Genomic DNA, 23,947 nt, shown 5'->3' on the forward strand with positions numbered 1-23,947 from the left:
GCATGTGTCGATTTCAAACACATTCCGCGATGTTGTTTACTCTGAAACGCTTTCGTATCCGTAATACCCGGAGTAATAGCTGCCGTAACCGAATCGATGCCGTGGTACGTCGGTCAACAACGCACCCTTTAGCGCCACGCCGCCACCACGCAAGCGGTTTGCGCATTCAATCAGTTCCGCGCGAGGGTGCTGTCCATGACGAACGACGAGTAGCGTCGCACCGGCATACCGTCCGATCACCGTCGAGTCGGTGACCGCCAGCACGGGTGGGGTATCGACGATGACAAGGTCGTAGTGTTGCGATACTTCGTCGAGGAGCGCCTTGAATCGGTCGCTCATCAGCAACTCGGCCGGATTAGGCGGCAACGAACCCTTCGGAAGCAGATCGACGCCTGTCACGACGTCCCGCTGAATAGCCCTGTCGAGGTGTAAGCCCGTGATTACGTCCGACAATCCCGGTTGTTTCGACACACCGAGGTATGAGTGAACGTTGCCACGCCGCATATCTGCATCGATCAGCAGCACGCGCTTGCCGCTACTAGCGAGCACAGCCGAAAGGTTCACTGAAACGAACGACTTACCGACTTCCGGACGAGGGCCGGTAATGACGATCACATTGTTTGAAGCATCGAGCAACGCGAACTGCAGCGCCGTGCGTAAGCTGCGAATACCTTCGACAGCAAGGTCTTCTGAATCGAGCGACGCCAGTACATGCGGACCAGGTCGACCGCGATCCATCGCCTGCTGAAGGTTGTTCTGCGCTTGGCTATGAGGGATAGTGGCGTAGACCGGAAGCTCAATTACTCTTTCGATTTCGTCGCTGTGCTTTAATCCGCCGAACAGTGTATGTTTTGCAAATGCTGTCGCCGTACCGATGATCAGCCCGAACAATGCGGCAATCGTTATGATGAGCGACCGTTTCGGTTTCACTGGCTTGTCGGTCACCACGGCAAAGTCCACCACGCGAACGTTACCTACCTGACCAGCCTTGACGATGCGCAGTTGCTGAGCGCTATCCAGCAAGTTCATATACAGCTCAGTATTTACGCGAACGTCGCGTAGCAGGCGCAATGCAGACTGCTCGGTGTCCGGAAGCTTCAGCACTCGCTTGTTCAACTGTTCCTGCTGCGCATCGAGGGCCGCAATCTGGGCCGACAACGCGGCAACCGCCGGATGCTGACCGGTGAAGCGTTGTGCCATTTCAACACGTTGCTGCTCCAGATCAACGAGCTTGGTCTTTCCGTCGACGATTTGCTGCAGCAATAGTCGGCTTTCTTCGGTGAGATCGACGGTGCCCTTCGCGTTACGAAATGCGTTGTATCGGTCCTCGGACTGATCAAGTTGCTTGCGCAACTGCGGAAGCTGCTGATCAAGGAAGGCCAGGGTATGTTCCGCTTCGGCCGATTTTCGGTCGATGTTTTGTTGCACATACGCAGACGCGAGCGTATTGAGAATCTCGGCAGTCCGCGCACTATTGGCGCCATCCAACGACACGCCGATCACACCGGATTGCTTGGCCTTCTCCGCAATGACCAGATCCCCCTGAAGCTGCGAGATCGTCGCCTGTGTTGACGCGCGACTGAGTTGGAACTCCGTATGCGGACGAGCGCGAAGGTACGCAACGGTCAGTTCTACTGGACCGTACTGGTCACGGCCGCGCGCTACCTGGCCAACCGTACCCTTCAAGACCGCATTGCCCTCTGGATCCACCAACTCGTAGTTGTTTCCCTCCTCTGCTACCAACTCGTACTTCGCCCCATACCGCTCCTTCGGAACGTCAAACTTGGTAACTTCGATCTTCTCTCCGCCCCATGCGAAGCGCGCCAAGCCGAACCACGGCGTGGCCAATGTCTTGCTCCCAGCCATGCGAGCCGCCGTGGCTCCAATCAACGGGAAATAGCGGGGCTGGGCCGAGATGTCGAGATGGAGTGCCTCCACCGTATGACCGACTACGAGGCGCGATCGAATCAACTCGATCTCCGCATCGGCGGTCTGCTTCGTATCAAAAATCGATGCCAACTCTCCAAGCGCATTCTTTGTGGAGCTTGCACTGTCCTCGACTTGAATCATCGCGTCTGCACGATAGGCTGGTGTTGCCGAGAATGCGTAGAGCGTGCCAATCAGCAGCACGAGCGCGGCAATCGCGACAATAAGTTTCCAGCTTTCTGCAACAACGGCGATATAGTCGGAAAGGTGAATCTCGTCACCTTCGTGCACATCGATGATCCTTGATTTATTTACGGATTCCATAGTCAGTTCTTGATCCGATTCATTTTTTCGACCCATCTCTTCATACTCTGGTCGATTTGATCCAGAGCCAATTCGAATACCGATCGTCCTCGTCGGTATGGATCGATAACATCGATCTTCTCGAACTCTCCAATACGAAATACACGTCCTTTCGAAAACGGATAACTGGCCTCAATTCTTTTTCGCTGGCTCTCCGTCATCGTAAGAATCAAATCCGCTGAACGCATGTGCTGCAGATTCAAATCCATCGCGATGTGTTCCCCAAGGTCGATACCGCGCTCGGACATCAATTCGATTGCCGTTGGGTCCGCGCTCCGGCCGACAAGCGCCGCGCATCCCGCTGACTGAACACGAGCCGAAGGCAGCGCCCGAGCGAGCAGCGCCTGCGCCATCGGACTCCGGCAGATGTTCCCTTCGCACACGACGAGAATGTTGTCGATCATTTCGCCAAAACAGCACCAGTCAAACCTGCATTGATCGCGGGCAGCAGGAGGCTAAGCACGCGACTGAAACGTACCAGTCCATTGCCATCAACGTACACAACGTCCTTCGGCTGAAGTTCGAACTGGTTCGCGAGCACCATTGCGACAGGCGAGCGTGCATTGAGGTGGAATACCTGGGGCTTCGCTTCGGACGCACCTCGAATCACATACATCTGGGCCGCGTCCGCACTCGCGCTGTTAACGCTGCCTGCCTGTGAGAGCGCGTCACTCAGTGTGAGTCGTCCGTTTCTCAAGGGCAGCGCAGTGATAGGTTTGTTGACTTCGCCCATGACGAAGACACCGCTGTCTTCACGCGAGACGACACGCAGCAGATCTCCATTTCGCAGAAGGATGTCCGACGGGTTGACGTTTCGCCCGAGCATCTGCGTAAGGTCCAATCGATACGACGTACCGTTCCGAACTACGACCATCCGACTCTGGTCAGCCGTTTGGCTGAAGCCGCCTGCACGATTTATCGCCTCATTCAGTGTCATCGGCACGTCGTTGATGGGCACGGCTCCGGGGGTATGTACTTCTCCGTCGACGTAAACCTGCTTTGCCCGATACGACGAAACACGTATCGTGACCTGCGGCTTCACGAACACACGCTGCAACGCGGTGTGGATGGCGCGCTGTGCCTGATCGATGCGCATACCCGCGACATGAACGTCGCCCGCATAAGGCACTTGGACGTTGCCGTTCTCGTCGACGACAAAACCCTGAACTGGGTCGGAAGGTCGAGAGTTCGTCGATTGCTGGCCACCCTGCGCCGCGGCAAGTTCAGGGTGATCCCAGACGGTTATCTGCAGTACGTCGCCAACGCCAAGCGTGTAGGCTTGAGGTTTTCCGATTAGCGAGCGAAATTGTGTTTCGTCAGCCTTCTGTCCTTCATCGCGCAGTTGCCGAATCAACCCCATGTTGATGTCGGTAATCGGAACCTGGAGTTCCTGCTTTGGCGTCTGCTCGTCGCCGCTCGTCACCGGCAATGTCGCTTGCGACGACATACGCATACCCGGCGCCACAGCACACGCCGACAGCACCGCGCTCATCGTTGCACCGATCACGATTCGGGCGCCATGACGGCGAAATTCCGCTGCCCGGCTTTCGCGCCGATCCCAAATACATCTCATCTCGTCTTCCCCGGTTTATGTTTAGAGATGCGACAAATCACGACGTCGAAACCCGCTCAGTAAGCATTCGCATTCACCAACCCCTTCGCCACCGTCGCCAACACGATCCGCATATCCAGCGCGAACGACCAGTTCCGCAGGTAATAAAGGTCATACTCGACACGCTTCTGCATCTTCTCGAGACGATCGGTTTCCCCGCGATACCCGTTCACCTGGGCCCAACCAGTAATCCCCGGCTTGATCCGATAACGATGGATGTACCCGTCGACGACTTTCTGATAAAGCCGATCGTGCTCGATCGCATGCGGCCTCGGCCCGACCACCGACATCTCCCCGCGCAGCACGTTAAGAAACTGCGGCAGCTCGTCGAGACTGGTTCGCCTGAGAAAGCGTCCGACACGGGTGATGCGCGAGTCGCTCTTCGTCGCCTGCGTGACCACGCCAGCCTGTTCGGCGTGCACGCGCATCGTGCGGAACTTCAGGATCTGGAACTTGCGCCCGTCCGCACCCTTGCGGTATTGCTTGAAGAACACCGGCCCGCGCGACGACAACTTCACCGCGATGGCGATCAGCACCATCAGCGGCAGCAGCGCCACCAGCGCGACTGCGGCGAACAGGCGATCGAACACCTCCTTCTGCCACATTGCATGACGCGGCAGCGGCGACGCCACGAGATTGATCGCCGGCGCGCCGATGAGGTCGATCATCGCGCCGTCGAACAGCGCGACGCTGCGCACGTCGGGAATGAAGCGGATGTTCACGAGATCGTCGCCGAACGTATTGACGAACCGCAGAACGGTCGCCTCCTCCGACAAAGGCAGCGCGAGCCAGATTTCCTGGACACCGTTCTCCCGGACGAACTGCGCGAACGCATCGAGCTCCGTGAATACCGGCAAGCGATGCGAAGCATTCGCGGTAACGGGGCGCAGGTCGAATACAGCCGCCGGCCGAAATCCGCTCGCCGGCGACTCCTCGATGTTTCGAACCACCTGTTGGCAGTGCTGAGCGTGTCCTACAACCGCGACACTGCGCAGGTTGATGCCCGCATGACGAACACTGCGCAAAAACAGATGCGTGCCGATTCGCGACGCGATCAGTGCGCCTCCCGTCATCGCGGTCCAGTACACGAACCACAGCCTGGAAATCACGTCCGAGCGATGGAGCGAGAACATCAACACGATCCCGCACGCCTGAACGACGAGCCACGCGAGCGAGATCTTCCCGCTCAACCTCAGCATCGACCGTCCCCGCCACGATTCGTACACGCCGAATACCGGAAACAGCACCAGCGTGAACGCGATCGCGAACGTGACGAGTGCGCTGTCGAAGTGCCCCTCGGAAACCGTCTGATAGCGAAATTGCGACGCAAGCAACGAGCCGGCGACGATCAACGCGATATCCACGAGTCGAGCCATCAAGCCTTGTAGACCGAACATTTCAATCTCCCGTCTGACGCCAACGATCACAGTCGAATCGGGGCATCACGCACGCCCGTACGTATCGTCGAACCGCACGATGTCGTCCTCGCCGAGATACGATCCCGATTGCACTTCGATGAGCTCGAGCGGCAACTTTCCCGGGTTCTCGAGCCGATGCGTCACACCAAGCGGAATGAAGGTGGACTCGTTTTCGCCGAGCATGAATTGCTCGTCGCCGCGGGTAACGAGCGCAGTTCCGCTCACGACGATCCAGTGCTCGGCACGGTGGTGGTGCAGCTGGAGCGACAACCGTCCGCCCGGATGCACGACGATGCGCTTCACCTGGAATCGGGCGCCGTGATCGATCGAGTCGTAGTAGCCCCACGGGCGGCGCACCTTCCGGTGCGTGTCGGCTTCCGGCGCCTGTTGCGCGCGGATCCGGTTCACGAGGCCCTTCACGTCCTGGACGCGCGAGCGATCCGCCACCAGCACCGCGTCGGCGGTTTCGACCACCACCGCATTGGTCATGCCGACACATGCAACGAGCCGCCCTTCCGAATGCACGAAGCTCGACGTCGCACCTTCGAACACGACCTTGCCGCGCCCGACGTTGCCGTCCGCATCCTTGTCGAGCGCCTCCCAAACCGCATCCCACGAGCCGAGATCCGACCAGCCCGCATCGAGCGGCACGACCACGCCGTCCACCAGGCTCGTGTCGGACACGAGGCGTTCCATCACCGCGTAGTCGATCGAATCAGACGGCGACTTGAGAAAGGCATCCTCATGCGGCCGGAAGAAAGGACCATCGTGCTTGCCGTCCACATGTGCCGCGAGGCATGCGGCGTGCATATCGGGCTGGAGCGTGCGCAACGTGTCGAGCCAGACGCTCGCGCGCACGACGAAAATTCCGCTGTTCCACCAGTACGAGCCCGATTCGACGTACTGCGCCGCGAGTTCGGCGGCCGGCTTCTCGACGAATCGCTCGATGCGGTGCGCACCGGCACCAAGGGCCTCGCCGATCTTGATGTAGCCGAACCCCGAATCGGGCCGGGTCGGCGGCACGCCAAGCGTCGCGATCGCGCCGCGCCGCGCGTGCTCCACCGCGAGTGCGATCGCGCGATGAAACGCGGCGGTATCGGCAATGGCGTGATCGGCCGGCATCGCGACGACGATCGCGTCCTTCCCGTCCGCACTGGCGGCAGCGACCGCCAGCGTCAGTGCGGGCGCCGTATCGCGCCGGGCCGGCTCGACGATGACGCGGGCATCGAGGCCGCTGGCCCGGAGCTGCTCCGCCGTGACGAAACGATGCTCGTCGCCGCAAACGACGATGGGCGCCGACACATCGCCTTCCTCGATCGAAAAACCCGTCATGCGCTGGACGGTTGCCTGCAGCAGAGAATCCGCACCCAGTACGCCGATCAACTGCTTCGGATACTGTTCGCGCGACATGGGCCACAAGCGCGACCCCGATCCGCCCGCGAGAACGACGGGCGCGACGCTGACCTTCACGTCGACTGCGTCGCCGCGACCGGAGCCGACCGGTCCTGTTTCGCCGCGCTCTGTTTCGATGGATGCCGACATAATCTGCACTCCTATTCTCTCAGGCAATAATTCGATCTGAAAATCCGGGAATGAGCTCCGTCCCTTCGCCGAAGCCTATCCAGCCTTCTCTACAACTCCAGTTCCGTCTGGCTCGAGCGTGCCTGGAACCGGTATTCCGAGGGTGTCACGTCGAGGTGTCGCCGAAAAATTTTGGCCAGTCGATCACCGTTCCCCCACCCGCATTGCCGCGCGATCGTGCCGATCGGAAAGTCGGTTTCCATCAACATCTGCACCGTGCGCTCCAGGCGAACCCGCAGCAGAAATTCGGACGGCGTCACGCCGATTTCCTGCTTGAAATGCCGCAGGAAGTTCCGTTCACTCATTGCAGCAACCCGCACTGCATCGCTGACGGATATGGCTCTTCCACAGTTCTTGCGCAACCAGCTCGCCGTCGCGCGGATCCGATCGGCAGGCGTGCCATTGCGCACTTCACCCTCCTGCTCGGCCGGCTCGAATGCGTCGCTCAGCGCGAGCCGCGCCGCAATGCCTCGCACCGCGTCGCCACCCAGGTCACGTTCGATGAGCGCCAATGCGGCTCTTGCCGGCTCGTAGCCGCCGCGACCCACGCGCACCGCATCCACTGCGTCGATCACGTGCGAGCCATTCAGCGCCGCATCGATCAACATCCTGCCTTCGCCGATCGTCTCGACCATGCCCGCCTTCGGCAGCACGATCCGCAACCAGTCGATCACCCGGGCGTCGCGCGACGCGCGCCTCGCACCTTCGCCACCCGCGACGAAGAGCGCATCGAATGCGTGCGCCGAGCCCGCATCGCATGCGAATGTCCGCACGCTGATGGCCGACGACCAGACGATGTTTCCACCTTTCGACGAATAGAAGCGAATGTCGTATAGCGGAAGCCCTGTCGCGCGCGGCGCATAGATTTCATTGGCTACTTCGAACACCTCGAATACCGCGCCCGCCGCAAACAACGAGAACCCGTCGAAGACGACAACGCCGATATCCCGATTCCTGCGTGACCGCTTTCCCCCAACATCTGCTGCCGCTTCATCTCCCGAATGATCGACACTCGTGTGCGTCATGGCGTGCTCTCGGACAATCAGTCCAATCAACTTCGGTCGTCGTTTTTTACTCCGTTGCGACGCATCATACCGAGGGCGCCGAATGGCGTTTAAACACTGGCCGATTCGAACAAACAGTCGTCGGATTAGTCTGCGGGAATTCCCTGATCGGCCAAATGTTGGCGTTTTTCGACTACCTCGCCGCCGCGAAACGGATGACGAAGAGCTTGCAGAAACAGCGGCGCTCGCATGACGAGCGAGTGATATCCGACGGCAGTCGTTCGGTGATCGAAGCGTCGTGGTGCGCCCCACGGGCGGTCAGGCGTTCGGCCAGATGCGCGGTACCTTCGTGCATGAACTTCGACAGCAAGCAATGTGTTGCGACATGATCATGTGCAGGCGGGCATCGTCGTGGAGCAGTCGATTCGGCCCTGGAACTCGACAGTACGGTGGCGCAACGCGATCGGCATCGTTGACGATCAGCCTGCATCGATGCGTCGTATTCGGCCACGGGTGCCGCGCATAGCCGATTAGCCCGGATCCGCCAGCCCGGCGCCTGGCGAAACGCGCTGACGACGCGATGCACCAATCCGCCGCCCCTTCAGTTCCTTGTATTTTTCGAGTTCGAGCCGGCCGGTACTCGCTCCAGCCGCATGACGACGCACACGCGAGCCGGGCGTTTACGACATCACCGCGCTCGCGACGAGCGATGCAATCGCCACGGGTAGCGCGAACAGCGCCGACAGCGCCATCCTTTTCAAGATTCGAGCTCGCGCCACCTCACGCGAGCCGCGGGCCCGGCGCGACTGAAATTCAAGCAGCAGCAGCCCCTGGCCATGTCGTGCGCCGGCCCAAAGACCCGACGCGGTGCTGAAGACGAGGTAGACGAGAATCCAGACGAAGCAAATCCTCGAGAAGATAAGAAGCGCGACGTTCATGGCGGCGATGCTCCGTTTTCGGCGAGATACCGCGCATCAGATGGCGCGCGGTTCGATGCCGATAGCGTACATTGCAATGCAGCATGCCGGACATGACAATTGATCCGACGATTCCGCCAACCGGTTACCGTACGTTTCCTCCGGGCGGCGCCGACGCGAAGCACCACGCGCGTGCAACAATGTTCGCACTGCTTCGCAATGTTCGAAGCCAGGCCACACGGATCGTCTTGCGGATCCACGACTCGAACGACGGCGACTGACATTCACCGTACGTGCAGCTCGACCCGTGATGAATAAAAAGGCCTGCGTGCCACACGGCACGCAGGCAAAATTCCGAGGAGAGTTCCGGGGTGAACGCGTCTCCTCGAAAGGCCAGACAAAAGCGTAACGTCGAATCGACCGTTTCAAAACGAGATGGCGGCTTCGACCACGATCATGGCCGAATGAAAATGTATTGATGCACGCGCACACGTTTCTCGACGGGCATTGCGTCGTCACGCCCGATTTGCTTCCTGCAATTGGCGGATTGCTTCGGTGTTTTGGCCGACGAGCGCAATCTCGACTGGCCATGATGAGATGCGTGCAGACGGACATCCAACGTTCGCTCATCGACGAAGCCGGCATGTCATCGTCGTGACCGAGTCGCCTCGAACGCGCAACGATGCCGGTGCACTTCGACAGACTTCCAGGAGCCCATCCGCCATGCTTCCGCTGGACACTTTCTTGCGCGTCGTCGACGCAACCCCGCTCGTTGCGATCGACCTGATCATCTCGAACGGCGATGGCGCGTATCTACTCGGTCACCGTGTCAATCGTCCCGCGCAGGGTTTCTGGTTCGTGCCGGGCGGCCGGATTCGCAAGAACGAGCGTCTCGACGATGCGTTCAATCGCATCGCGCGCGACGAACTCGGATGTAGCGGTCTGGAGCGTGCCGATGCCGAACTGATCGGCATCTACGATCACCTCTACGAAGACAACTTTGGCGGCGAACCGGGCATCTCGACGCACTATGTGGTGATGGGATACAAGCTCCGCGGCACGTTCGACCTCGTGTCGCTGCCGAATGCCCAGCACACTGCCTACCGATGGGCGACCGCCGACGAGATCGTCGCCGATCAAACGGTCCATTCGAATACGCGAACCTACTTCGGCACGTCCGCCTGAAATCGGGCGAACGCTGCTCCGGCGGACAAATCGACTACCCGACGCCGGTCGTTAGCCCGGCGCGGGCATCAAAGCGACGATGTACCGTTGCGAATGTCCGAGCCGCCAACCGATGAGAACATTCTGTCCCGAGCGGCCGCGCGATACTCCGTCGGCGACATCGACAGATGCTGGCGGAACAGCTTGGCCAGCCGGTCTCCACTGCCGAGACCGACCCGCCGCGCGACCTTGTCGGCGGGCAAATCCGTCTCGACCAGCATGGAGCACGCCTTTTCGAGCCGCACCCGCAGCACGAATTCGGTTGGCGTCACGCCGATTTCGTTCTTGAAGCGCCGCAGGAAATTCCGCTCGCTCATCGCAGCGGCCTGCGCTGCATTGGCGATCGAGATGCGATTCGCACTGTTGGCCCGAAGATGCTGAGCGGCCGCGCGAATCAATTCACTGGCTCGCGCCTCCTGCGCCCCGAACAGGACGCTCGCAAATTTCCGGTTCGCCCCCGGCATCATGTACGAAACGATCTCTTGCGCGACTTCGTAGCCGGCGTCACGCACGACGATCGACAACGCGGCCGCGAACATGCCTTCGCCATCGTCGTCGGATGGCCCCGATTCGCCCGTACCGCCAACGGCAAGCACCGCCTGTGGCACGACTTCCGGAACTTTCTGGTTCAGGCGAATCGCCGTCAGCATTTCGGCGCCGGCATTGTCGCCCTTGACCACGCGGGCGCGCTGATGGGCATGCTGCAACCAGCTGATGAACGCATCGTCGAGGCCGCTTGCCCGCCCCTGTCCACCGAGCACGAACATGGCCTGCACACTGCTCGCATCGAGCGGACGAGCCGCTTCCGTCCAGATCTGTACACCCGACGACGAACGAACGGCACCGCCGTGACTGGAATAAAGCCGCAATTCATAGCGATCGGCAAACGCGACGTTCACGCCTTCGAGCTGATTTGCAAGTTCGAATACCGCGGCCAGCCGGCCCATTTGCATGATCGAAAATCCGTCGAGCAGCAGGATGATGACGCTGTCCCGCCGACGACCGACGCTTCTTCCCCGGTCACCACTCACTCTGAACCCCGTAGTCGTTTCGTTCGGCGCTATTTGCATCATCTCGGCCTCTTAACAATTTTTTGCATTTTCTGCAGCGCATCATATGCGGCTAAATCGTCGGCCGATCCGTCGGTGTCCGATCCCGCCTCATTGTTGACGGAATCAGTCAAGGCGATGATATGGAACCAATTATTTGTTGATAATCAGGAATAGGAGTTGACGTGACGGCACAAAGTCATGGAGATTTGATCCAGATCATTGACGAAACATTTTTGCAACACAACCAGCAGTGCATGTTTCACTCCGGAAATAGAACATGCGTTCAGTTCCTTACAGATCCTTACAGCATTGGTCATAAGGAATCGACGCGTTCGCGTTGTCCGCCGCCTCGACGGCTGGAGGGGATGAGACAAAAAAATATGCGCAATGCCTCCCTCTGCGGGAGGGGATATTACCTTGCAAGCTTTACCATGCAAGCGCGATACGAAAAAATCATAGATGGCAAGCGCTTTAACGTTTGCCTATATTAAGTAAATTCTTCCAGATGCATTCGAAATATTATTTGCCGATGATAGCCGAATTTCGGCAGATAAATCCGCGCGACTGGGAATGCCCGAATATTTCGTAACATCAAACCCGACGTGCGCCACGGCCCGCGCATCACATCACCTGGGCCATCGGTTTCCGGAACATGCGACTCTGCCGCCGGACGATCGTGATGCTTGCCGGGTCGTCGATCGCACGAAGGCGCATGCGGCAACTTGCGAATCGGAGATATCGCCCTGCCAATCGCTAAGGAAAACGAATTGTCACGGGTGTGATCGTACGACGTGCGCGTTGACATCCGACGCTTGGCGGCGCTCGCCTCAACCAATCACGCTCGGGAATCGAATTCCTGCCGGCATGACTTCGGTCGCGATGATTGCTCTCGCTGTGAAGCGTCGTCGAACAGGCTTTACATACACCATTCGATTGAACGGTCGACCCGCACATCGATCTCGCTCATCGTGCAGCGATTATCGGTTCGCCATCGTCTTCGAATTTTCCGGCAATTGATTCCTGCGTCTGCAACGCCCATAACCGGAATTTTCCGATGTGGCACCCAGTTTGAAAACGCCTTCCTTCCCGGATGCTGTCGCTTGCGGAACAACCATGAGTTAATACCGCAGCGCCTGTAGACAAAGCATGCAGAATGCACTGCACCCCAGCCTCGGAAATGAGCGTGTCTGCACCACCATCACTCGATGCGGTTTCCTTGCCGGTCCGACTCCGCGCACGTCTCGCTCCGGATCTTTCGATACGCCTCGGCACGGTTTCCCGAAGAGTCGGCACATACCCCGGACGATGAGGCCGCACGACGAACGAGAGTGCCGACTCCGCGCCGGCTCGCCCCGGACTCGCCAATAATAAAGTCGAAAATCGCTCCAAAAAATCCATGAAGTCCGATTAAATCAAATCATTGGCGTATCACGACTATGTTACCCCGCTGCACCCTCATTTATTCATCGAAAAAAATCACCCTCCCTTCTCTCCGCACACTCGACTTCGATCAAAGACATCGTCAATTCGACCAGCCTGCACGAACCGAAATGCATCACTCTCCGTTATTTTTTGGAGACACCCCGCCATTTTAATTTCGCACTAAAAATCTCTCGATGTAGTCTGCTTCCGTTCATTTGAACGCAGGCATGCTTGCAAAAAGGAGAGACCATGAAACACGCATTTTTTCCTGTCCTTGCGATCGCGTCGGTCGCGATGGGCGGCGTAGCCCACGCGCAGTCGAGCGTGACGCTTTACGGGACGATCGACACGTCGTTCACGTACGTGCGCAACGCCGATGGCGGCAAGAACCTTTGGGCGCTCGGCAACAGCAGCGCCGGCAATCTGTCGGGCAGTCGTTGGGGGCTCAAGGGTTCGGAAGATCTCGGCGGCGGCCTGGCGGCGATCTTCCAGCTGGAAAACGGTTTCAATCCGAGTACGGGCGGCCTCGGTCAGGGCAGCCGCATTTTCGGCCGCCAGGCCTATGTCGGGTTGACCAGCAACCAGTATGGCTCGCTCACGCTCGGTCGCCAATACGATCCGCTGATCGACCTCGTGCAGCCGATTACCGCCGACAACTACTTCGGCAGCGTGTTCGCCACCGCCGGTGATGTCGACAACTACGACAACAGCTTCCGCGTCGACAACGCGGTCAAATACACGTCGCCCGTCATCGCCGGACTCCAGTTCGAGGCGATGTACTCGCTGGGCGGTGTCGCGGGCAGCACCGGCTCGAAGCAGTCGTATTCGGCCGGCGTGTCGTACGCCAACGGTCCGCTGAGTCTCGCCGGCGGTTACTTCTATGCAGCCAACGCGAATCCCGTCACGGGAAACCGCACGACATGGTCGAGCACGTCGGACGGCACGTTCGACGGCGCGATCAATACCGGCTACCAGACGGCCCATTCCATCGGCATCGCTCGGGTGGCCGGTCAGTACGTGATCGGTGCGTTCACCGTGGGCGCCGGCTACAGCAACGCCCAGTATCGACGCGACGGCGCATCGGTGTTCGCGAAGAACGAACACTACAACACCGCCCAAGGCTTCCTGAACTACCAGGCGTCCGCGGCGCTGCTCGTCGGGGTCGGCTACAGCTTCACGAAGTCGGGCGGCGACACCTCGGCGAACTACCACCAGGCATCGGTCGGTGCCGATTACAACCTGTCGAAGCGTACGGATGTCTACATGACGGCCGCTTATCAGCATGCAAGCGGGAATACCGGGGACGGTGCCGGCGGTGCGGTGCCGGCACAGGCGTCGATCGGTTCATACGGCTACAACGGCACCAAAAAGCAGGCCCTCGTCAATCTGGGGCTGCGTCATCGGTTCTGATCGTCACTTCGGGGCACCGACATGTCCGGCGGTCGTCCCCAAACACTCGTGACGGCCGGCCGGCGCGGCGCTCGACGAACCGGCCGTGCTCGCCGGCAACGGCCGCCTTGCCGATATCGTGGCATGACTCGACGAGCATGCATGCGGCGTTCGTGCAGGCGGTACGGGAGCCGCTCGATGCGCCGGACCTGCACGCGGTCGAGCAGCTGACCGCGTTGCTGAAACACATCGGCATCGCCGATGCGTCGAAACATACGCCGTTCAACGCCGAACCAGATATGGATATACCCGAATCTGCATAACGTCACCGGCGCGCCGCCGACGGCGTGAAGCGCCACACCCGCCACACCCGCCGCATCGTCGACACCAGCGCCGCATCGTCACCCGGCGCAGCTGACGCGTCCTGCGCGACTTCCCGCTTGCGCCGTTTCGGATCGAGCCCGGTGCCGCCGCTCCGCCGCCGCGCCGCATGCCGCTCGATGATCCGCTGCAGCAGGCAGAACACGCACAGCAGCGCGCCGATCACGATCCGCGTCCACCACGAGCTCAGCGTGCCGTCGAACGTGATCAGCACCTGGATCGTGCCGAGGATGCCGACGCCGAACACCGAGCCGATCACGTACCCAACTCCGCCGGTGAGCAGCGTGCCGCCGATCACGGTCGCGGCGATCGCATCGAGTTCCATGCCCTGCGCCTGCAGCCCGTAGCCGGACAGCACGTACAGCGTGAACACCACGCCGCCGAGCGCCGAACAGAAGCCGCTCAGCGCATACACGCCGACCTTGGTGCGCGCGACCGGCAGCCCCATCAGCAGCGCCGAGCGCTCGTTGCCGCCGACCGCATACACGTTGCGGCCGAAGCGCGTGAAATGCGCGACGTAGATCGCGGCGGCCAGCGTCGCGAGCGCGATCAGCGCGCCCGCGCTCAGCGTCCCGCCACCGACCGGCACGCTGATACCCGCGAGCGCATGAAAGGTCGGCTCGTTGATCGTGATCGACTGCGTCGTGATCAGGAAGCACGCGCCGCGCGCGAGAAACATCCCGGCCAGCGTGACGATGAACGGCTGCAGCCGGAAGTAATGAATCAGCGCGCCCATCGCCGCACCGTACAGCGCGCCGAACACGAGCACGAGCGGCACGATCGCCCAGACGGGCCAGTGCCATCGTTCGGCGCCGACCGCGCAGAAGATCGTTGTCAGCGCAACGACTGAGCCGACCGACAGGTCGATGCCGCCCGACACGATCACGAACGTCATCCCGATCGCGACGATCAGCAGGAATGCGTTGTCGACGAGCAGCCCGGTCAGGACCTGCATCGAGAAGAAACCCGTATACATCACGGATCCGAAGCCGAACAGCGCGGCGAACAGCACGATCGTCACGACGATCGGCAGCGTGCGCGGGTCGGCGAGCCGTGCGAGGAATCGGTTCATCGCGGCGTCGCTCCGGTGGTGGCGCGCGAACGCGCGGAAGGCAGCAGCCGCGACGCGTGCCGGACGACCAGCGCGCGCGCCGCGTCCGACTGGATCAGCGTCACGACGATCACGACCATCGCCTTCACGACGAGCGTCGCCTCCGGCGGCACGCCGATCGAATAGGTCGTGTAGGTGAGCGTCTGGATGATCAGCGCGCCGAGCACGGAGCCGGCGAGGCTGAAGCGGCCGCCGAGCAGCGACGTGCCGCCGAGCGTCACCGCGAGGATCGCGTCGAGCTCGAGCAGCAGCCCCGCGTTGTTGCCGTCGGCGCTGCGCACGTTCGAGCTGGCGAGGATGCCGGCGAGCGCCGACATCACGCCGGAGCACAGATACACGCCGAACACGACCGCCCCCGCGCGCAAGCCCACGAGCCGCGTCGCGACCGGGTTCACGCCGATCGCGCGGATGAACAGGCCGAGCGCCGTACGGTTCACCAGCAGCGCGCTCGCCGCGATCGTCGCGAGCGCGATCCAGACCGCGCACGGCACGGCCGCGAGATAGCCGCCGCCGAGTGCGAGGTAGCCGGGCGCGCCGATCGGGATGATCTGCCCGCCGGTCAGCAGCTGCGCGATGCCGCGTCCGGCGACCATCAGGATCAGCGTCGCGATGATCGGCTGCATTCCGACGAACGCGACGAGCACGCCGTTCCATGCGCCGGCGAGCAAGCCGACGCCGAGCGCGGCGGCGAGCGCCGTGCCGACTCGCGTCGGATCGCCGTCGAGCACGATCGCCGCGGCGGCGCCCGCGATCGCGACGATCGCACCGACCGAGATGTCGATCCCGCGCGTCGCGATCACGAGCGTCATCCCGAGCGACACGATCACGAGCGGCGCCGCGCGATTCAGGATGTCGACCGGCGCGCCGAACAGGTGACCGTCGAGCAGCGCGATCGACAGGAAGCCCGGCCGATGCGCGACGTCGAGCGCGAACAGCAGCGCAAGCGTCAGCACCGGCCACACGAGCGGATGACGAAGCAATCCACGGAGCCGCATCATGACCGGCCTCCCGCAATCAGTTGATACACGCGTTCCTCCGACGCGTCGGCACCGGTCAGTTCGGCGACCTTGCGGCGGTCGCGCAGCACCGCGATCCGGTGGCTCACGCGCACCACTTCGCTGATCTCCGACGAGATGAACAGGATCGCGAGCCCTTGCGCGCACAGCGCAAGCACGCGCTCCATGATGTCGAATTTCGCGGCGACGTCGATGCCGCGGGTCGGCTCGTCGAGGATCAGCAGCTTCGGCTCCGTCGCGAGCCAGCGCGCGAGCAGCACCTTCTGCTGGTTGCCGCCCGACAGCAGCCCGATCGGCTGCTCCGCGTCGCGCGCCTTGATGCCGAGCCGCGCGATGTACGTGTCGGCGAGCTCGCGCTGGCGCGCACGACTGATCAGCCGCCACCAGCCGCGCCGCGCCTGTAGCGCGAGGACGATGTTCTCGCGGATCGACAGCGCGGCGACGATGCCCTCCTTCTTGCGATCCTCCGGGCAATACGCGATCCCGTTGCGGACCGCGTCGTGCGGCGACGCGAGCCGCTTGCGCGCGCCGTCGATCTCGATCGCGCCGGTGTCGGTGCGCTCGGCCGCGAACGCGAGCCGCGCGGTCTCCGTGCGCCCCGAGCCGAGCAGCCCGGCCAGCCCGACGATTTCGCCGGGCCGCACGTCGAGATCGAGCGGGCTCATCATCCCGCGCCGGCCGACCTGCCGCATCGACAGGAACGGCGCGGCCGCATCGGCATCGCGCTGCACGGCCGCCGCGCCCGCCTGCAGCGTGCCGGACATCGGTTCGCGGCCGGTCATCTTCGCGACCAGCAGGTCGACCGGCAGGTCGCGCGCGAGGTACTCGCCCTCGCGCTCGCCGTTGCGCATCACGGTGATCCGGTCGGACACCGCGTAGGTCTGTTCGAGAAAGTGCGTGACGAACAGGATCGCGATGCCCGACGCCTTCAGCCGACGCAGCACGTCGAACAGCCGCGCGACCTCGCCGTCGTCGAGGCTCGACGTCGGTTCGTCGAGTATCAGCACGCGCGCGTCGACCGACACGGCCCGCGCGATCGCGACCATCTGCTGCACGGCGATCGGATACGCGTCGAGCGAACGCGTGACGTCGAGCGACAGGTCGAGCTCGGCGAGCGCATCGCGTGCCCGCGCGTGGATCGTCTTCCAGTCGATCGCGCCGCGCCGCATCGGCTGCCGGCCCGCGAAGATGTTCTCCGCGACCGACAGGTTCGCGCACAGGTTCACTTCCTGGTACAGCGTCTGGATCCCGGCCGCCTCGGCCTCGCGCGGCGCGGCGAAACTCACCGGCGCGCCGCCGACGCGAATCTCGCCCGCGTCGTGCGCGTGCACGCCGGTCAGCACGTTGATCAGCGTCGACTTGCCGGCGCCGTTCTGGCCCATCAGCGCGTGGATCTCGCCCGGAAACAGCCGGAAGTTCACGCGCTGCAGCGCGTGGACACCCGGAAACGCCTTGTCGATGCCGATCATCTCGACCACCGGCGGACTCGTCATGGATCGCCCTCGATTCGAAGCGGCGGCCGGACGGCGGCGAACGCGCCGCCGCCCGCGTGCGCCGGGATTCAGTACTTGCGGGTCGGCAGCACCTGCGCCGCGACGCTCATCGGGAACACCGTCTCGTTCGTGACGATGCGCTTCGGCAGCTGCTTGCCGGCGACCACGTCTTTCACCGCGGTCATCAGCTGCGGGCCGAGCAGCGGGCTGCATTCGACGTCGACGTTGATCTTGCCGGCGACCATCGCCTGGAAGCCGCCCTTGGTCGCATCGAACGACACGACGCTCACGTCCTTGCCGGGCTTGATGCCGGCCTCTTCCATCGCCTGGATCGCGCCGAGCGCCATGTCGTCGTTGTGCGCGTAGACGACGTTGATCTGCTTGCCGTAGGTCTTCGCGAACGCTTCCATCACCTGCTTGCCGCCGGCGAGCGTGAAGTCGCCGCTTTGCGACGCGATCACCTTGAACTTCGGATTGTTCTTGATCACTTCGAGCAGGCCCGCGCGGCGGTCGTTGGCGGGCGCCGAGCCGACCGTGCCCTGCAGCTCGACGATGTTGACCGGGCCCGCGTCGTTCTTGTAGCGCTCTTCCAGCCAGTGGCCCGCGCGCCGCCCTTCCTCGAGGAAGTCCGAACCGATCATCGTCACGTACAGCGACGGATCCTTCACGTCGACGCCGCGATCGGTCAGGATCACCGGAATACGGGCCGCCTTCGCTTCGGTCAGCACCGGCTCCCAGCCCGACTCGACGACCGGCGAGAACGCGATCACGTCGACCTTCTGCGCGATGAACGAGCGGATCGCGCGGATCTGGTTCTCCTGCTTCTGCTGCGCGTCCGAGAATTTCAGGTTGATGCCGGCCTCCTTCGCCGCGCCCTTCACCGACACGGTGTTCGCGGTGCGCCACGCGCTTTCCGCGCCGACCTGCGAGAACCCGAGCGTGATCGGCTTTTGCTGCGCGTGCGCGCCGGTGGCCAGCACCGTCGCCGCGGCGACGATCGCGCCGGCCGCCAGCTTCCTGATGAATGTCATGGTCCGTCTCCGATGGTGTCGTTGTATGCCGCGGCGCCGGCCTGGCGCGGTGCCGTGTCGTGCTGTTGTGGTTCTGCGTGGCACGGGCGCGGTTCGGGGCGATGCGGCCCGGCCGTTGCGGCCGGCCCGAGATGTACGCCCCGGATCAGTCTAGGAACAAGTCCGATAACCTTCCAATGAAATATTGGATTGAAGCGATATCGATATCGGCATACGTATAAACACCTAAGCGGGCGGGGCCGCGCCGTGAAATGAACTCGGGGCGATCAACGAGAACGCCACACGGATAGTTTTTCTCCATGATCGGCCGGCGCAACGGTAACGGCATCGCTCCGAAAGCACGGCGCACGCTTCTTGCTGTCACGCTCCGAATCGCGCGAACGACAAGGAGAAGACGATGCCCGCAGCAGCGACGAGCGGAACCCGCACCGCCGATGCGCGGATCGACCGCGCGCGTCGATCGACGCATCGCAGCATGAAGACGCGCACGCCCCGCGCGGCACCTCCGGACGCAGACGTGTCCGCCGTGCCGCTGCGCCACGTCGACGACCGGCGCCCCGGCTACACGCGCCGGCGGCTGCGCAACGGCTTCGCGTACTACGCGCCGGACGGCACGCGGATCCGCGACGCCGACGAGATCGCCCGCATCAACGCGCTCGCGATTCCGCCCGCCTACACCGACGTGTGGATCTGCACGGACCCGCGCGGCCATTTGCAGGCGACGGGGCGCGATGCGCGCGGACGCAAGCAGTATCGTTATCACCCGCAGTGGCGCGCGACACGCGACGCGAACAAGTACGCACGGATGGCTGAATTCGCCCGCGCGCTGCCGCGCATCCGCGCACGCGTCGCGCGCGATCTCGCGCTGCCCGGCATGCCGCGCGCGAAGATCGTCGCGACGGTCGTCCGGCTGCTCGACACGACGCTCGCACGGATCGGCAATGCCGAGTATGCGCGCGAGAACGCGTCGTACGGGCTGACGACGCTGCGCAAGCGCCACGTGACGATCGGTCCGGGACAGGTGCGGCTGCGCTTCACGGGCAAGAGCGGGATCGAGCACGACGTGACGGTCGACGACCCGCGCGTCGGCCGCATCGTGCGCCGTTGCGCGGAGCTGCCGGGACACGAGCTGTTCCAGTATCTGGACGAAGACGGCACGCGCCATTCGGTCGGCTCGTGCGATGTGAACGACTATCTGCGCGACGCAGCGGGCGCGGCATTCACGGCCAAGGATTACCGGACGTGGGCAGGCAGCGTGCAGGCGCTCGCGTTGCTGCGGCGCATCCCGCAGCAGGACGTCGCGCACGCCAGCAAGCAGATCGTCGAAACGGTGCGCACCGTCGCCGAGGTCTTGCGCAACACGCCGGCCGTGTGCCGGCGCTGCTACATTCATCCGGTGGTGCTCGATACGTTCGAGGCCGGGATGCTCGCGGCGCTGCAGGTGCGCCGCACGCCGAGGGGGCTGCGCGTCGACGAAGCGGCGTTCGCGGCGCTGCTCGAGCAGGCGGCGCGGCAAGCGGTCAAGCGATCGAACAAGTGAGGCTCACCGACGTGCCGCCCGCTGCAGCTCAACTCGCGATCGAATTCGCAATACTGCGAAAGATCAGCGGCCGCTCGTCCTCGCGCCCTGCCCGCCGCGCGAACTGCACGACCTGTTCGACCCGGCCGTGATGTTCGGACTTCGCGCAGACCGGATCGGCCTGCGCCGGATCGCCGGCCAGCATGTACGCCTGGCAGCGGCACCCGCCGTGATCCGTGTGACGCTCGTCGCAGGTGCGGCACGGATCGCGCATCCACCCGTCGCCGCGAAACGCGTTGAATGCGTCGCTGTCGTACCAGATCTCCTTCAGCGACCGGTCGCGCACGTTCGGCAGCGCGAGGCCCGGCAACCCGCGCGCGGCATGGCACGGCAGCGCGGTGCCGTCCGGCGCGACGCCGAGGAACACCGAGCCCCAGCCGTTCATGCAGGCCTTCGGCCGCTGCTCGAAGTAGTCGGGCACGACGAACAGGATCTTGCACCGTTCGCCGACGAGCTTCCGGTAGCGGTTGACCGTTTCCTCCGCTTCGCGCAGCTGTTCGGCGGTCGGCATCAGCTGGTCGCGATTCAGCATCGCCCAGCCGTAGTACTGCGTGTTGGCAAGCTCGAGAAAATCCGCGCCGAGGTCGAGCGCCATCTCGATGATCTGGCCGACGTGCGGCAGGTTGTACCGGTGCAGCACGCAGTTCAGCACCATCGGATAGCCATGCGACTTGATCAGCCGCCCGACGCCGCGCTTGAGGTCGAAGGTGCGCGTGCTGGTCAGGAAGTCGTTCAGCTCGCGCGTCGAATCCTGCAGCGACAGCTGGACATGATCGAGGCCGGCCGCCTTGAGCCGGCCGATGCGCGCGGCATTCAGGCCCACGCCCGACGTGATCAGGTTGGTATAGAAACCCAGCGACCGCGCATGCTCGACCAGCACCTCCAGATCGTCGCGCTGCAGCGGTTCGCCGCCGGAAAAGCCGATCTGCGCGGCGCCGAGCGCGCGCGCGTCGCTGATCACCGTGCGCCACGCGTCGGTGTCGAGCTCCGCGCCGTGCGTCGCGAAGTCGACGGGGTTGTAGCAGAACGCGCAGTGCAGCGGACAGCGGTACGTGAGCTCGGCGAGCAGCCACAGCGGCGCGCTCGGGCGGTTCGGAGGCGGTGTCATGTCCATGTCAGTCGAGCCAGCCGCGCAGTCGCGCATGATCGAGGAAGCGATAGACGTCCGACGCGAGATCCGACGTGCTGAACAGCCGCTCGAGCTCGTCGATGATGTCGTCGAGCTCGCGCTTGCCGTCGCAGCGCGCGAGGATCTCGCCCGCGCTCGGGTTGAGCCGGACCATGCCTTCCGGATACAGGAGCACGTACGCATCCTGGGCCGCCTCCCACTGCAGGCGGTACATGCCCCTCAGCGCGGGGCGCAGCGGCACGCCGCTGACGGCTTCGTTGGAGTTCATGCGGGGTACGCCTTTTCAATCGCGTCGAGAATCGACCACAGCACATCCAGCTTGAACGACAGGATGTCGAGCGCGCGCCGCTGCGCGTCCGGTGTCGTGAAATGGCTCAGCGTCACCGCGAGCCCGTGTTCGACGTCGCGCTGCGCGAGCGGCACGCGGCTGCGGAAATACTGCAGCCCGTCCGCCTCGATCCACGGATAGTGGGACGGCCAGCCCGCGAGCCGGTCGAGGTGGATCTGCGGCGCGAACATCTCGGTCAGCGACGAGCACACGGCCTCCTGCCACGGCGCGTGCCGCGCGAAATTGACGTAGGCGTCGACCGCGAACCGCACGCCGGGCAGCACGTGCGCGAGCGACCACAGCTCCGCGCGCTCGATGCCGACCGCCTCGCCGAGCCGCGCCCAGGCCTCGATCCCGCCTTCCTGGCCGCCGTGACCGTCGTGGTCGAGAATCCGCTCGACCCACAGCCGGCGCGTGTCGCGGTCCGGGCAGTTGGACAGGATCGCCGCGTCCTTCAGCGGAATGCTGACCTGATAGTAGAAGCGGTTCGCGACCCAGCCGCGGATCTGCGCCGGCGAGCACGCGCCGGTGTTCAAGCGCCGGTTGAACGGATGATGGATGTGGTAGCGCGATTCGAGCGCGCGCAGGCGCGCCTCGAACTCCTGCGCACTCCAGGGCGTCGCGTGCAGCGCCGCGGCGGGAATCGGTGCGTTCATGGTCAGACCTCGAATTGCATGCCGTCGTGGGCGACCTCGATGCCGTGCTCGCGCAACTGCGCGCGCTGCGCGGAACCGGGGTCGAGAATCGGATTCGTGTTGTTGATGTGCGTGAGGACCTTGCGCGTGTGCGCCGGCAACTGCCGCAGCTGCTCGATCATCCCCGGCCGCGCCGCGTCGCCGCACTGTGCGAGATGCCCCATGTCGGCCGCGTGCTTCGACGACAGGCCGAGGTCGATCATCTCGGTGCCGGTCCAGAAGGTGCCGTCCACCAGCACGAGATCGGCGTCGCGCATCGCGGCGCGCGCGCCGTCGTCGACGTCGGCGAGCCCCGGCGCGTAGAACGCGTGCCGGCCGGTCGCCGTATCTTCGATCAGGAGTGCGATGTTGTCGCCCGGCACGCTCGCCTCGCGGCGCGGCGAATACGGCGGCGGCTTGCTGTCGACCGGCACGGCGGTGAAGCGAAGGCCGCCGGCGCCCGCGATCGCGAACGGCTCGCCCGGCGCGATCGGGTGGACGTCGACCCCGCAGTAGTGGCCGAGCAGCGGCACGAGCGGCAGCCCAGTCGACAGGTCGGCGAGCACCGGTGCGCTCGCGTACAGCGGCAGCGGCGACGTGCGTTCGCGCAGCATCAGCAGGCCCGTCACGTGATCGATCTGCGCGTCGCACAGCACGACGGCGACGATCGCGCTGTCGCGGATCGCGCGGGCGGGCTGCAGGTCGGGGGCGGCGCGCAGTTGCGCGAGGATGTCCGGCGACGCGTTCACCAGCACCCAGTCGATGCCGTCGCCGCTGACGGCGATCGACGATTGCGTGCGCGGCACGATGCCGTCGGTGCCGGCCCGCGCGCGACGGCAGTTGCCGCAGTTGCAGTTCCATTGCGGCAGTCCGCCGCCGGCGCCCGAGCCGAGTATCTTGATCTTCATCTGCGTGTGCTCCGGGTGCCGCCCGCATCGTGTCCGTCGATGCGGGCGGCACTGCGCGCGTCGATCAGCGGTTGGCGATGTACATCGTGATTTCGAAACCGAAACGCAGGTCGGTATAAGCCGGGGTGGTCCACTGCATGATGTGTCTCCTGGTTGAGTTGGTGAGTCGAACAAACCGCATCGATCGAGCGGCCGATACCCATTCAGCAAGGAGCGTGCCGGGGCTGGATTTGCGTCGCGCGGCGGTGTGCGCAGGCGTGCGGCCACCGCCGGGTGGTCACGGCACCGGAATCCTTACGATTGACCGACATAAATATTTCAGAATCAGTCGAGCGACGGTTCACGATGCGCGCGGCCTGGTGAGCAAGTGTTGAATCCTTGAACACCGG

The 23,947-nt window shown here is 63.3% G+C and carries 21 protein-coding genes; 4 read left to right on the plus strand and 17 right to left on the minus strand.

What is annotated here, in order from left to right:
- Window positions 1–36 precede the first annotated feature (36 nt).
- From U4Z31_RS27595 to U4Z31_RS27625, 7 genes are all read right to left on the minus strand, one after another.
- Window positions 37–2,250 (minus strand): polysaccharide biosynthesis tyrosine autokinase, encoded by a 2,214-nt coding sequence (locus tag U4Z31_RS27595; protein WP_321811977.1) that lies wholly within the window; start codon window positions 2,248–2,250, stop codon window positions 37–39.
- Window positions 2,251–2,252: 2 nt separating this feature from the next.
- Window positions 2,253–2,693, minus strand: a complete 441-nt coding sequence (locus tag U4Z31_RS27600; protein WP_321811978.1) for a low molecular weight protein-tyrosine-phosphatase — start codon at window positions 2,691–2,693, stop codon at window positions 2,253–2,255.
- On the minus strand, window positions 2,690–3,781 hold the full coding sequence (locus U4Z31_RS27605) for a polysaccharide biosynthesis/export family protein (RefSeq protein ID WP_415750305.1): 1,092 nt from the start codon (window positions 3,779–3,781) through the stop codon (window positions 2,690–2,692). Before U4Z31_RS27605 ends, U4Z31_RS27600 begins: the two co-directional genes overlap by 4 nt.
- A 137-nt stretch (window positions 3,782–3,918) precedes the next feature.
- On the minus strand, window positions 3,919–5,298 hold the full coding sequence (locus U4Z31_RS27610) for an undecaprenyl-phosphate glucose phosphotransferase (RefSeq protein WP_124921554.1): 1,380 nt from the start codon (window positions 5,296–5,298) through the stop codon (window positions 3,919–3,921).
- Window positions 5,299–5,343: 45 nt separating this feature from the next.
- On the minus strand, window positions 5,344–6,861 hold the full coding sequence (locus U4Z31_RS27615) for a mannose-1-phosphate guanylyltransferase/mannose-6-phosphate isomerase (protein ID WP_321811979.1): 1,518 nt from the start codon (window positions 6,859–6,861) through the stop codon (window positions 5,344–5,346).
- 89 nt (window positions 6,862–6,950) lie between these two features.
- The gene (locus tag U4Z31_RS27620; RefSeq protein ID WP_321811980.1) at window positions 6,951–7,925 is read right to left on the minus strand and encodes a GlxA family transcriptional regulator; all 975 of its coding nucleotides are present in this window, start codon (window positions 7,923–7,925) and stop codon (window positions 6,951–6,953) included.
- Between the two features lie 659 nt (window positions 7,926–8,584).
- Complete coding sequence (locus U4Z31_RS27625) at window positions 8,585–8,842, minus strand: hypothetical protein (RefSeq protein ID WP_044846981.1); 258 nt, start codon at window positions 8,840–8,842, stop codon at window positions 8,585–8,587.
- A gap of 702 nt (window positions 8,843–9,544) precedes the next feature.
- Between U4Z31_RS27625 and U4Z31_RS27630 the strand changes: the two genes are divergently transcribed.
- Window positions 9,545–10,006, plus strand: a complete 462-nt coding sequence (locus U4Z31_RS27630; RefSeq protein ID WP_321811981.1) for a GDP-mannose mannosyl hydrolase — start codon at window positions 9,545–9,547, stop codon at window positions 10,004–10,006.
- A 68-nt stretch (window positions 10,007–10,074) separates the two neighbouring features.
- Here U4Z31_RS27630 and U4Z31_RS27635 read toward each other — a convergent pair whose 3' ends face one another.
- Complete coding sequence (locus U4Z31_RS27635; protein WP_321811982.1) at window positions 10,075–11,118, minus strand: GlxA family transcriptional regulator; 1,044 nt, start codon at window positions 11,116–11,118, stop codon at window positions 10,075–10,077.
- A gap of 1,650 nt (window positions 11,119–12,768) precedes the next feature.
- Here U4Z31_RS27635 and U4Z31_RS27640 point away from each other — a divergent pair.
- Window positions 12,769–13,929: a porin gene (locus tag U4Z31_RS27640; protein WP_321811983.1), complete on the plus strand. Its 1,161-nt coding sequence runs from the start codon at window positions 12,769–12,771 to the stop codon at window positions 13,927–13,929.
- 137 nt (window positions 13,930–14,066) lie between these two features.
- A complete protein-coding gene (locus U4Z31_RS27645; protein ID WP_321811984.1) occupies window positions 14,067–14,231 on the plus strand; it encodes a hypothetical protein in 165 nt (54 codons plus the stop codon).
- A 2-nt stretch (window positions 14,232–14,233) separates the two neighbouring features.
- Here U4Z31_RS27645 and yjfF read toward each other — a convergent pair whose 3' ends face one another.
- The 4 genes from yjfF to U4Z31_RS27665 form a co-directional block, all read right to left on the minus strand.
- Complete coding sequence (yjfF, locus tag U4Z31_RS27650; RefSeq protein WP_321811985.1) at window positions 14,234–15,361, minus strand: galactofuranose ABC transporter, permease protein YjfF; 1,128 nt, start codon at window positions 15,359–15,361, stop codon at window positions 14,234–14,236.
- On the minus strand, window positions 15,358–16,398 hold the full coding sequence (locus U4Z31_RS27655) for an ABC transporter permease (protein WP_321811986.1): 1,041 nt from the start codon (window positions 16,396–16,398) through the stop codon (window positions 15,358–15,360). The genes yjfF and U4Z31_RS27655 overlap by 4 nt, the downstream gene beginning before the upstream one ends.
- Window positions 16,395–17,909: a sugar ABC transporter ATP-binding protein gene (locus U4Z31_RS27660; protein WP_321811987.1), complete on the minus strand. Its 1,515-nt coding sequence runs from the start codon at window positions 17,907–17,909 to the stop codon at window positions 16,395–16,397. The genes U4Z31_RS27655 and U4Z31_RS27660 overlap by 4 nt, the downstream gene beginning before the upstream one ends.
- 68 nt (window positions 17,910–17,977) lie before the next feature.
- Window positions 17,978–18,940, minus strand: coding sequence for an ABC transporter substrate-binding protein (locus U4Z31_RS27665; protein WP_124489106.1), 963 nt, complete (start codon window positions 18,938–18,940; stop codon window positions 17,978–17,980).
- 475 nt (window positions 18,941–19,415) lie between these two features.
- On the opposite strand from U4Z31_RS27665, the gene U4Z31_RS27670 reads away from it, so the two are divergent.
- Window positions 19,416–20,480, plus strand: coding sequence for a DNA topoisomerase IB (locus tag U4Z31_RS27670; RefSeq protein ID WP_321811999.1), 1,065 nt, complete (start codon window positions 19,416–19,418; stop codon window positions 20,478–20,480).
- 28 nt (window positions 20,481–20,508) lie between these two features.
- Here the strand turns inward: U4Z31_RS27670 and pqqE are convergent, their stop codons facing one another.
- From pqqE to pqqA, 5 genes are all read right to left on the minus strand, one after another.
- The gene (pqqE, locus tag U4Z31_RS27675; RefSeq protein ID WP_321811988.1) at window positions 20,509–21,627 is read right to left on the minus strand and encodes a pyrroloquinoline quinone biosynthesis protein PqqE; all 1,119 of its coding nucleotides are present in this window, start codon (window positions 21,625–21,627) and stop codon (window positions 20,509–20,511) included.
- 7 nt (window positions 21,628–21,634) lie between these two features.
- Window positions 21,635–21,916: a pyrroloquinoline quinone biosynthesis peptide chaperone PqqD gene (pqqD, locus tag U4Z31_RS27680; RefSeq protein ID WP_044849078.1), complete on the minus strand. Its 282-nt coding sequence runs from the start codon at window positions 21,914–21,916 to the stop codon at window positions 21,635–21,637.
- Complete coding sequence (gene pqqC / locus U4Z31_RS27685) at window positions 21,913–22,632, minus strand: pyrroloquinoline-quinone synthase PqqC (protein ID WP_124489109.1); 720 nt, start codon at window positions 22,630–22,632, stop codon at window positions 21,913–21,915. Before pqqC ends, pqqD begins: the two co-directional genes overlap by 4 nt.
- Before the next feature lie 2 nt (window positions 22,633–22,634).
- Complete coding sequence (pqqB, locus tag U4Z31_RS27690) at window positions 22,635–23,558, minus strand: pyrroloquinoline quinone biosynthesis protein PqqB (RefSeq protein ID WP_321811989.1); 924 nt, start codon at window positions 23,556–23,558, stop codon at window positions 22,635–22,637.
- Window positions 23,559–23,622: 64 nt separating this feature from the next.
- A complete protein-coding gene (gene pqqA, locus U4Z31_RS27695; protein WP_006410019.1) occupies window positions 23,623–23,697 on the minus strand; it encodes a pyrroloquinoline quinone precursor peptide PqqA in 75 nt (24 codons plus the stop codon).
- Between the last annotated feature and the right edge of the window lie 250 nt (window positions 23,698–23,947).

The sequence above is a fragment of the Burkholderia sp. BCC1985 genome, assembly GCF_905339915.1.
Classification (GTDB): domain Bacteria; phylum Pseudomonadota; class Gammaproteobacteria; order Burkholderiales; family Burkholderiaceae; genus Burkholderia.